The sequence below is a fragment of the Paenarthrobacter sp. TYUT067 genome (assembly GCF_023656375.1).
Taxonomy (GTDB): domain Bacteria; phylum Actinomycetota; class Actinomycetes; order Actinomycetales; family Micrococcaceae; genus Arthrobacter.
On sequence record NZ_JAMOIT010000033.1, the window covers coordinates 19,537 to 30,206 of the forward strand.

At 59.4% G+C, this 10,670-nt stretch carries 10 protein-coding genes; 5 read left to right on the forward strand and 5 right to left on the reverse strand.

Annotated features, from left to right (window positions below; all coding sequences use genetic code 11):
- Positions 1 to 74: 74 nt before the first annotated feature.
- The gene (locus MOD31_RS21220; protein WP_250821629.1) at positions 75 to 743 is read left to right on the forward strand and encodes an MBL fold metallo-hydrolase; all 669 of its coding nucleotides are present in this window, start codon (positions 75 to 77) and stop codon (positions 741 to 743) included.
- A 1,383-nt stretch (positions 744 to 2,126) separates the two neighbouring features.
- On the opposite strand, the gene MOD31_RS21225 is transcribed toward MOD31_RS21220, so the two are convergent.
- From MOD31_RS21225 to MOD31_RS21245, 5 genes are read right to left on the reverse strand one after another with little or no spacing between them, the layout of a single operon-like run.
- Positions 2,127 to 2,378, reverse strand: a complete 252-nt coding sequence (locus MOD31_RS21225; RefSeq protein WP_250821630.1) for a hypothetical protein — start codon at positions 2,376 to 2,378, stop codon at positions 2,127 to 2,129.
- A gap of 27 nt (positions 2,379 to 2,405) precedes the next feature.
- Positions 2,406 to 3,233 (reverse strand): polyphosphate--glucose phosphotransferase, encoded by an 828-nt coding sequence (gene ppgK / locus MOD31_RS21230; RefSeq protein ID WP_250821631.1) that lies wholly within the window; start codon positions 3,231 to 3,233, stop codon positions 2,406 to 2,408.
- Between the two features lie 3 nt (positions 3,234 to 3,236).
- Complete coding sequence (ligK, locus tag MOD31_RS21235) at positions 3,237 to 3,920, reverse strand: 4-carboxy-4-hydroxy-2-oxoadipate aldolase/oxaloacetate decarboxylase (protein ID WP_250821632.1); 684 nt, start codon at positions 3,918 to 3,920, stop codon at positions 3,237 to 3,239.
- Positions 3,921 to 3,959: 39 nt separating this feature from the next.
- On the reverse strand, positions 3,960 to 4,985 hold the full coding sequence (locus MOD31_RS21240; protein WP_250821633.1) for an amidohydrolase family protein: 1,026 nt from the start codon (positions 4,983 to 4,985) through the stop codon (positions 3,960 to 3,962).
- Positions 4,982 to 6,160: a 4-oxalomesaconate tautomerase gene (locus MOD31_RS21245; protein WP_250821634.1), complete on the reverse strand. Its 1,179-nt coding sequence runs from the start codon at positions 6,158 to 6,160 to the stop codon at positions 4,982 to 4,984. Before MOD31_RS21245 ends, MOD31_RS21240 begins: the two co-directional genes overlap by 4 nt.
- Positions 6,161 to 6,435: 275 nt before the next feature.
- Here MOD31_RS21245 and MOD31_RS21250 point away from each other — a divergent pair, with 275 nt between their 5' ends.
- The 4 genes from MOD31_RS21250 (at position 6,436) to MOD31_RS21265 (ending at position 10,630) form a co-directional block, all read left to right on the forward strand.
- On the forward strand, positions 6,436 to 7,791 hold the full coding sequence (locus tag MOD31_RS21250) for an aminomethyl transferase family protein (protein ID WP_250821635.1): 1,356 nt from the start codon (positions 6,436 to 6,438) through the stop codon (positions 7,789 to 7,791).
- 38 nt (positions 7,792 to 7,829) lie between these two features.
- Positions 7,830 to 8,681: a methylenetetrahydrofolate reductase gene (locus tag MOD31_RS21255; RefSeq protein ID WP_250821639.1), complete on the forward strand. Its 852-nt coding sequence runs from the start codon at positions 7,830 to 7,832 to the stop codon at positions 8,679 to 8,681.
- 61 nt (positions 8,682 to 8,742) lie between these two features.
- A complete protein-coding gene (gene purU, locus MOD31_RS21260; protein ID WP_250821636.1) occupies positions 8,743 to 9,621 on the forward strand; it encodes a formyltetrahydrofolate deformylase in 879 nt (292 codons plus the stop codon).
- 43 nt (positions 9,622 to 9,664) lie between these two features.
- On the forward strand, positions 9,665 to 10,630 hold the full coding sequence (locus MOD31_RS21265; protein WP_250821637.1) for a VOC family protein: 966 nt from the start codon (positions 9,665 to 9,667) through the stop codon (positions 10,628 to 10,630).
- Positions 10,631 to 10,670: the final 40 nt, after the last annotated feature.

Here is a 10,670-nt window from a genome sequence, read left to right on the forward strand (position 1 = left end):
GTTCGCAAGCATGGTTCAAACTCGAAGAAGTCTGGCCAGGGCTCATAAAAGTCACCGAACCGTACGTTCATGACATGTTGCAGTCCAACATCTGGTGGCTACGGGGGCCAGACCGGGATGTGGTCATTGATGCCGGCCTCGGTATTGTCCCGTTGCGGCAGGAGATACCCCAGATGTTTGAACGGGATCCCCAGTTGATCATCACGCACACTCACCTGGACCATGTGGGCGGAGCGTACGAATTTGATGACGTCGCCGTTCACGAAGCCGAAGCCAACGCGCTGATCAACCCGGGACCGGTTTCCCTCGATACCCGCACCCTCTACGGCATACTCGGAATCGATGTTCCAGACGGAGAAGCGGACTCCATGCTCCAGAAGGTCCCGCACCCTGACTACGACCCCGGCCGATACGAGATTTCACGGGCTATCCCGCAACGACTCCTCAGGGACGGAGACGTCATTGACACTCTCGGAACCCCGCTGGAAGTCATCGGCACCCCAGGCCACTCTACGGGAAGCATCTGCATCTACCACCCTGAAAGAAACTGGCTCTTTACCGGAGACACCATTTATAAGGGACAGCTGCTGGACACCATCACCGGAGCTGACCGGGACGACTACCGACACACCATGAAACGGCTACGGGATCTGGAAGCGGCCTCGATCTTCGCGGGCCACGGACCTGAGCTAAGCCTTCAAGCGCTGAAAGACATTGCGATCGACTACCTGGCACGCCCGTAGCCGCGGAACGGACATGGGTGGTGATGATGTGCCGGATCCGAATCAACTTGGCCGGCTCCTGACGCCGCCGACCCCGTCATTCCTGTGCCCTAATAAGGGACTTGCTACCCCGCGTACAGGTGTTGAGTACGCGACGCCCGCCAACACCCAAGCTGAGGCGGCCCTGACCGGGAGCCATGACCTGCGACACCCAGAAAGCGAATATGCCCATTAACAACCATTCCATACGGCGAGCAGCGGATGAGACGAATAGCCATCGAAGCTTCGGGAGAGATTTCTTGGGTGCCGGCGTTCAATGCCCCAGGCGCCTCAGCTGAACCGCCTCCCCGATTCGGCCGCGGTGAAAGGATTCGATTCATACTGAACGGCCAATCTGTAGCGGCGACGGTGGATGACTGCCCGACGGACGGCAGTGTCGTTTGGGCAGGGTCGATGGAGCGTGGGCAAAAAGGCGTGTGGACAGTGTTCACACTTTCCACCTCGGACTGGCCCGTACACCCATCGGACTGGCCCGGATTCCGCATGTTTTCGCCGCTTCCCTGTGTTTTCAAGGGCCTGGAATCCCGTTCGAGTCCCACCTCGGGCACGGCATACCCCCTCGTCAGAGGGGGTTTTTGCTTTAACGTGTGTAGATTTCGGGTGGTCAGGTCCCTCTGACACTGGCCGCGGGGTGTGCCTGGCGCCGCGGGTCGCCTGTGCGATTGTGGGGGAGCGGGCTCAGGGTCGTGGCTGGTAGGCCCTCCGCTTGCTCTGAACTGGGGTTATGCTGTCCTTTCCTGGTTCGTTCGGTAGGTCGTGGTTGGCCTACACCTCTTCATGGGTAGGAGGGCTGGGCACTACATGATCTTGAGAACCTGGCTCAGAGAATCTGGTTGCGGCTTGTTCAGGGATTGAGGAGACGTGGCTGGCGGACGCTTTGTCAGGCCAAAGGGGGTGTGGACATTGTCCACACTTATATCGTCTTTATTGCGCCTGCATGCGGCCAGGAGAACTTGCCTCCTGGGTCATCTACTCATGCATGTGGGTGGCCATGGCGACATGACGCGAATTCGGAAGCGCTCTGCATGTGCAGGGTCATTTCGAGGTGGGAGTTCGGCGGTCATCGGCCGAGTGCCATCAAATGGGTCTGGGCCGTGTCTTCGAAGCGCACTGCGAAATCAGGCGAGACGCGGGCCCGACGCAGATGACCGCTCCCAGTGGTGCCTCCGGATACTGCAGCACGCGAACGTCGGCTGGGCACGTCGACGCGGACCAGTCTGCCGATAAGCGCCCATACGTCGTCCTAGCGTCCGCAAGGCACTAGACAGATCGTTCAGTTGTTCGGGCCAGGCACGTTCTATGCAAACAAAGCTGATCTGCGAAGCTGAAATGGTCCATGGCTGGTCATCCTTGAATCAAGTGGATGAAGGTACCGGACTGGTTTTCGACCATGCGCCGTCCTGATGCGCCGTCGTTGATGAGCCAGAGAATTGACCCATCGGGCATGACGTCGTCGACCCATCCTCGGTCGGATATTTTGCCGTCGGTGTGGACTACTACGTTCTGATTCTTGATAGTCGACCAGTCGTCGATTCCTGGGCGCAACGGCGATAGCTCTGCAGAGCTGTCGGTTTTGGACGAATGTGCTTCTGGCATGTATTCCTCGTGAATTCTCGGCGTCTGTCAACGCTGGGGAGGCAGGGTGTGAGCTGCGCGTGGGCCGGGCTGCATGGATGCCTGAAGCGCTGCGCCGATGACGCCTGCCTTGTTCTTGAGCGTGGCGGGCATGATCGGGGTGCGCAGTTTTATGTGGGGGAGGTATTCGTCAGTCTTCTCGGAGATCCCACCGCCTATGATGATCAGCTCAGGGGAGAACAGGAATTCAACGTGGGAAAGGTAGCGCTGCAGGATCTCGCTGTAGTCCTCCCAGGGCAGTTCCTGTCGCTCGCGCGCTACGGCAGATGCTTTTGACTCGGCGTTGGCCCCGTCGATTTCCAGATGCCCCAGCTCGGCGTTCGGCACGAGCGTTCCGTTGAAAATGAACGCCGACCCTATCCCTGTTCCAAGGGTGAGCATCAACACGGTCCCATCGACGTTTCGTCCCACGCCGTAATGCACTTCGGCCAGTCCGGCGGCGTCGGCGTCGTTGAGGACCTTCACGGGTCGGTTGAGCGCTTCGGCGAAGAGGGCTGTGATGTTGCAGCCAATCCAGGTGGAGTCCATGTGTGCCGCTGAACGGGCGTGGTCCTTTGAAACAATGCCCGGGAAGGTAATTCCCACTGCTGAACTGAGGCCAGGGGCATCCTCGCGTTGTTCAAGTTCCTGGACAAGCTGGTTTACGGCGGTGGCCACGGCTTGTGGGGTAGCCGGCTGAGGGGTGGGAACACGGGCCATGGCTCCCTGCAGCTTGCCTGACTTCGGGTCGACTATCCCGCCTTTGACTCCTGTGCCGCCGATGTCGATCCCGATGATGTTGTTGTTCCTTGGGGTCTGTTGTGTTTTTTGGTCCATGGATCAGTCGATGTAGCGAAGGCCGGCTGCTTCGAGCGGCGCGCGCATGTTATAGATGTCTAAGCCGAGTTCTCCGGACGCGAATCGATCTCGTTTCCCGGTTTCGTTGTCTTCGCGTTTCTTGGCGGCGGTGGCGACCTCTCCGGCGCGGGCAGCGGGTACTACGACGACGCCGTCAACGTCGGCAATTACTACGTCGCCGGGGTTGACGAGAGCGTTGGCGCAGACAACGGGGATGTTGACGGATCCGAGGGTGGCCTTGACTGTGCCCTTGGAATTAATGGCACGGCTGAAGACGGGAAAGTTCATCTCCTGAAGGGTGGCGACGTCGCGGCAGCCGCCGTCTATGATCAGGCCTTTGGCGCCCCGGGCTTTCAGGGAGGTTGCGAGGAGATCTCCGAAGAAGCCGTCTTCATTTTCGGTAGTGCAGGCTGCTACTACGACGTCACCTGGATGGACTTGTTCGGCTGCTACGTGGAGCATCCAGTTGTCTCCGGGCTGGAGAAGTACAGTGACGGCGGTGCCGCACATGCTCGCTCCGGGGTAGACGGGGCGGATGTAGGGGCGCATGAGTCCGAGCCGGCCCATGGCTTCGTGGATGGTGCTCACACCGAATGCCGAGAGTGCTTCGACATCCGCTTCTGAGGCGCGGGTTATTGTGCGGTGGACTACTCCGAGTTCCTGCATGTTGCTGGGCTCCTGGACTTCTCTTTTTGTGGGTGGGGGTCAGCGGCCCTGCTGCTTGAGCAGGGCATTCAGGCGTGGGTAGACGGTTCGGGCGTTGTGTTCGGTAATCGCAGCAAAGTCAGTTTCGTTGAGCCCAGCAGACTCGATATACCGGGCGGTGTCGTCGAAGTTGTGACCGGTGCAGGGGTCGATGCCCCGTACGGCGCCGATCATTTCGGAGGCGAAGAGGATGTTTTTGCTGGGGATGACATCCAGCAGGAGGTCGATGCCGGGCTGGTGGTAGACGCAGGTGTCGAAGAATACGTTGTTGAGTAAGTGCTGTTCCAGTGCTGGCTTGTTCAGTGCCATGGCCAAACCTCGGAAACGGCCCCAGTGATAGGGCACGGCGCCGCCGCCATGGGGGATAACCAGTTTCAGTGTGGGGAAGTCTTTATAGAGGTCCCCTTCGATCAACTGCATGAATGCTGTCGTGTCCGCGTTCAGATAGTGGGCGCCGGTGGTGTGGAAGGCGGGGTTGATGCTGGTGCTGACATGCACCATTGCCGGGATGTCATATTCCACCATCTTCTCGTAGATGGGATACCAGGACCGGTCGGTCAACGGTGGCGCGGTCCAGTGGCCGCCGGAAGGGTCGGGATTCAGGTTCAGTGCCACGGCGCCATACTCCTCAACACAACGCGTGAGCTCGGGGAGGCAGGTGGCAGGGTCAACGCCGGGTGATTGGGGAAGCATCGCCGCGGGCACGAAGCGTTCGGGGTAGAGCTCGCTGACGCGGAAGCACAACTCGTTGCAGATGGCTGCCCATTCCGCGGATGTTTCGAACCGCCCCACGTGGTGTGCCATGAAGGAGGCGCGGGGTGAAAAGACTGTCAGGTCAATGCCTCGCTGATCCATCAGACGCAACTGATTTTGTTCGATGCTTTCGCGAAGGTCGTCGTCCGAGATTTGCAGCTCTGAAGGTCGGGGGGCCATGAGGGGGTCTGTGAGCCCGGCGATTTGTCGATCACGCCACTGCCCTAGTGCTGGCGGGGCTGTCGTGTAGTGGCCGTGAATGTCGATGATCATTGTGTGTGCTCCTGCGAAGCCGAAGATGGCGGGGTTGCGGTGTCCGTTGGGGTTCGAAGCGAGAGGGGGACCATGACGTTGCCGGCCATCACGAGCCGGGCTGTGCGGAGTAGCGCGGACTTCATGACGTGCGCGGGGTTGGCGGGATCCAAGCCGAGCTTGACGGTGAACTCTCCGGAGGGGTGCTCTACGGATACTTCTGGTTCGGTCCCGTCCGGGAAAGTTGCGATGTCGTGCGCTACCGTCCCTTTCAGGACAGCTGCAGTTGCCGCAGTGACAGCGGCAAGAACGCCAATGGACTGGTGGCAAACATGTGGGATGAAACTGCGGGTGTTGATGGCGCCGCGGTTTTTCGGGGGTGAAACAAGGGTCATTTTCGGGTAGTTCCTGTCAGTGACGTCTCCCAAACCCATGAGCTTCCCGCAACTGATTCGCAGGTCTTCCAGCTTGGTCTTCAGCTCGGTATCACGGTTGAGGTCGTCGACGCTCTCATAGCCGGTGCGCTCAAGCGCGGCTGCCTGAATGATCACCAAGGGCATGCCGTTGTCTATGCAGGTGACATCAACAGCGCCGAGGCCACGGATATCGACGGTGTCGCGGAGGTTGCCGGTGGGTAGAAGTGAGTTACAGACCGACCCCGCTGTGTCCAGGAAATTGATTTCGACCGGCGCTGCGGTCCCCGGGACACCGTCAATACGTGCATCTCCGCTGTACTCGACGAAACGCTTCTGGCCGTCAGAGGGGGTTGGGACCGTGATTTCGGCGACCAATCCGGTGTTGAGGGTGATGACCCGCGCGGTGGCGGTGTCACCGCCAGGTTCCAGCAGTCCTGATTCGATGGCGAAGGGAACCACCGCTGCGAGCATGTTGCCACAATTGGCAGTGGTGTCCACCCGTGTGCTCGAGGGCTGAATCTGAGCAAAAAGAAACTCCAGATCCACGCCGGTCCTGGTGCTGGGCGCGACGATGCCGGCTTTGCTCGTAAGAGGATGGGCCCCGCCCAGTCCGTCGATTTGGCGGGGATCCGGAGAACCCATGGCTGCCAAGAGGACGCTGTCGCGGGCCTCGACGGCGGCGGGAAGGTCCGAGCCCCGAAAGAAGGGCCCCTTGGAAGTACCGCCGCGCATGAACCAGCATGGGATGGCCCATTGTGTGCCGTGGGTTTCTGGATTCATGCCGCCGTCCTGCCTTCTGGTATGCGGTTCACGTCAAACGGGCCGTCCTCAACAACGGTCTACCAAATGTAACCGTCAACTTTATTGTTGACAATATCGTCACCAAAAACTTAATTTATCCGGGCCCAGAGTCGGCCCACCGAGAACGTCTCCTAAAATTGTTGCCAATTTGGTTGGCATCTGACTACCATGTGATCACGCCCACTTCGCCAAGGATGTCGACACCTTTCCTCGGCGAGTTGGACGGCCCATCATCTATCAGGAGGTTTTGACCCGTGACCGTCGAGAATATGGAAGCAGCCATTGAGCGCAGCGGGGGACCGGTTGCCCTTCTCCGGAATTCCCCGATCCGTCCGCACACATTCCCGGTTGCGGCCGAGTTCACCAACTGGCGTTCGGAGCAGAGCGCTTGGCGCGAAGGGTGTGCCCTGCTTGACCAGTCGCACCACATGACTGATCTCTACATCACCGGCCCGGATGCCTTTAAGCTGCTTCAGGACCACGGGGTCAACAGCTTCAAGAACTTCGCGCCCGGTCAGGCGAAGCAATACGTTGCAGTCAACCCGGAGGGTCAGTTCATCGGTGATGCTGTCCTTGTTTACCTCGACGAGGAAAGCTTCGACCTTGTCGGGCACCCGATGGTTCTGAACTGGATCCAGTACAACCTGAGCATCGGCGACTACAACGCCCAGGTTGAGCGTGACGAAAACTCTTACGACCGCGTTTCCGGCCCGCCCAAGATCTACCGGTACGAACTCCAGGGTCCTACTGCACTGAAGATTCTTGAGCAGGCAAGCGGAGCTGCCGTGCCATCGGTGAAGTTCTTCCACATGGCAGATTTCACCATCGCCGGCAAACGCGTACGTGGAATCCGCCACGGCATGGCGGGGCAGCCCGGCTTTGAGCTTTTTGGGCCGTGGGAAGAAGGCCAGGAAGTCCTCGCTGCGCTGCTCGAGGCGGGCAAGGACTACAGCCTTGTTCGCGCCGGAGCGAAGGCTTACTCCACCGCAAACCTGGAATCAGCCTGGATCCCGTCGCCCATGCCGGCAATCTTCGGCGAAAATCTGAAGGCGTACCGCGAATGGCTTGACGCCAAGGAAATGGGATCCCTCGGCGGAAGCATGGACTCCGAGAACATCGAAGAGTACTACGTCACCCCGTACGACATCGGTTACGGACGCATCGTGGCCTTTGACCACGACTTCGTCGGCCGCGAAGCCTTGGAAAAGATCGCGACCGAGACCAACAAAGTAAAGGTCACGCTTGTCTGGAACAGTGACGACGTCACTGCGGCCATCGGCAGCCTCTACCAGCCGGGGACGCCGGCGAAGTACATCGAAATGCCGAAGGCGCGGTATGCGCTCTTCCAGATCGACCAGGTCCTCAAGGACGGCAAACGAGTAGGCCTTTCCATGGATGCCGGCTACATCGCCAACGAGCACCTCATGGTCTCCCTGGCAAGCGTCGACCCTGCGGTCGCCGAACCGGGCACGGAACTTACCGTGCTGTGGGGGGAAAAGGAGAACTCCTCCAAACCGACCGTCGAGAAACACCGCCAGGTCGAAATTCGTGCCACTGTCGCCCCGGCACCCTACGTCCAGTTCGCCCGCGAAACCTACCGCAAGGCCTAGGGATTCATCATGCGAAGGAGTGATGGCAAGTGTCCGTCATGATACGCCCCGCACGTTCCCGGAACCGGAGCGAACTGGCCCGTCTCGTTGGCGGCGCGAGCTATGAGGTCATGCCTTTCAAAGGCACCGAGGACACGGTGCTGGAACATGTGCCTACGGAAGTTCCCATCACCATCACTGTCACTGAAGCCAAAGGAATCGATGCAACGATCGATCTGGCGACCAGGCTGAGCAGGCGGGGGTATAACGTCAACCCCCACCTGCCGGCCCGGCAGATCAGGGACCGGGCGGAATTGGCAGAAATCACTGCCCGCCTCCAAGAAGCCTCGGTCGAACGGGTGTTTGTGCTGGGCGGAGATGCTGCCGAGCCTGCAGGCGAATTCACGGACGCCCTTGAGCTGCTCAGGGCGTTTGGTGAGATGGGCAAGCCGTTCGACATCGGCATTACGGGGTACCCCGAGGGGCACGCCAAAATCGCGGACGCAGACCTATGGGCAGCTCTTGAGGCAAAAGCACCCTTTGCTTCCCGCATCGTGACCCAGATGTGTTTCAGTGCTGACACCATCCTGCGTTGGGCTCAGGAAGTGGCTTCACGCGGGGTAAATGTCCCCATCATCGTAGGCGTCCCCGGGCCCGTCAGCAGGCAGAAGCTCATTCGAATCTCGGCCGGTATCGGCCTTGGCCAATCAGCAAGATTCCTTCAAAAGCAACGGGGCCTGCTGGGCAAGTTCTTTTCCCCCGAGGGATTCAGCCCGAACCAGCTTGTGGGAGGCCTGTCGGACAGTCTGCCCTCTTCCAAAGCGAACATCCAGGGACTGCGGCTCTTCACGTTCAACGACGTAGCCGGAGCAGAGGCTTGGCGACAGAAAACATTGGAGTCTCTGCGCTAAACGGCGTACTCCGCACCAGAAGAACCTGCCGGGATCGACCGGCATCAAGCAAAGGACAATGATGACCATCAATAGCCAAACGCGGAGTGAGATTGGCCGGCTCCTTGTCCGCGGCCAGGACAGACCCGGCATTGTCTCGGGCGTCTCGACCTTGCTCGCGGAACTTGGGGCCAATATCGTCTCCCTGGACCAGTACTCCACGGACCCGGAAAGCGGCCGATTCTTCCAACGTACGGAATTCCATATGCCAGATCTCGGAACCCGGATTGACGAACTGCGCGTTTCACTAGTAGACAAACTGGGATCACTGGGCTTGGACTGGGAGCTGGTGGAGGCCACGAAGCGCAAACGTGTGGCCATCTTTGTCTCCAAGATTGACCACTGCCTTCTTGATCTTCTGTGGCGTCATCGTCGCGGCGACTTCAACATCGATATCAGCATGGTGATATCGAACCACCCTGATCTCGGCGACGATGTGAGGCAATTCAACATTCCGTACATCCATGTTCCGGTCGCGAAGGATGACAAGGCCACAGCCGAACGTCGTCATCTCGAGCTCCTGAAGGGGAACGTCGACTTCGTTGTGCTGGCCCGCTACATGCAGATTCTCTCATCCGATTTCCTGGACCAGGTGGGTGTACCGGTTATCAACATCCATCATTCGTTCCTTCCAGCCTTCATCGGGGCCGGGCCGTACCAGAAAGCCAAGGAACGCGGCGTCAAGCTCATTGGCGCTACGGCGCACTACGTGACCGAAGACCTCGACGAGGGACCGATCATCGAACAGGACGTCGTACGCGTAACCCATGCGAACACTGCGGCTGAGTTGATGCAGAGAGGCGCAGACGTCGAGCGGTTGGTTCTAGCCAAGGCCGTGGCTTGGCATAGCGAAGATCGCATCTTGCGCGATGGCAATACGACCATCATCTTCCGCAAATAGACCTCTCGGAAATAATCCACCAACTAACGATTAGGAGACTGCGATGCCCCTCCGGCATGAAGTCGCGCACCTGTCCCATTTGCACTTGAATACGCCTGTACTTGAGCAGAGCGTCGATTTCTTTGTGAACTACCTGGGCATGTCCCTTAACGGGGAACAGGACGGCAAGGTTTTCCTGCGGACCTGGGACGAGTACGAGCACCACACCATTTCCCTGTCCCAGCATGAAACATCAGGCATTCAGCGCACGCACCTGCGTGCAGCAAGCCAAGAAGCGCTCAACGGGCGGGTGGCGGCCATCGAGGCCGCCGGATACGGCATCGGGTGGGAAGACGGAGACCCAGGATACGGTCCGACCTACGTTTTCCGGGATCCGGACGGGCATGAACTTGCCCTGTACTGGGAATCTGAAAGGTTTTCCGCACCGTCCGAATCCAAGCCGTCCCTGAAAAACCAAGCGCAGGCCTATCCCGGCCGTGGGGTTGGAGTGCGCCGGCTGGACCACATTAACTACCTCGGTGTCGATGTCGAAGCGAACCGGGACTTCCTGCAGGACATGCTTGGAGCACTCGTCACTGAACAAATCGTCCTGGATAACGGATCCGTAGCAGGAAGCTGGACTACTTTCACCAACAAGGGATACGACGCTGTCTATACCCGCGACCGTACCGGCACTTCCGGGCGCCTGCACCACATCGCCTTCGCCACGGACACCCGCGCCGATATCCTCCGGGCCGCCGACATCGCTTTGGAGCAGGGCGTTTTCATAGAGACCGGCCCGCACAAGCACGCGATCCAGCAAACTTTCTTCCTCTACGTTTACGAACCTGGCGGCAACCGCATCGAATTGTGCAACGCCGGCGCCCGGCTGGTTCTGGACCCTGATTGGAAGACAGTCAACTGGACTGAGGAAGAGCGGAAGAAGGGTCAGGCTTGGGGGCTGAAAACCATCGAGTCCTTCCACACCCACGGCACGCCACCAGTGGAAGCAGCCACCGTCGCCCACTAGCCCGGGCATCAACAAAAGTGAAAGGGGCCCGTCGCCATGC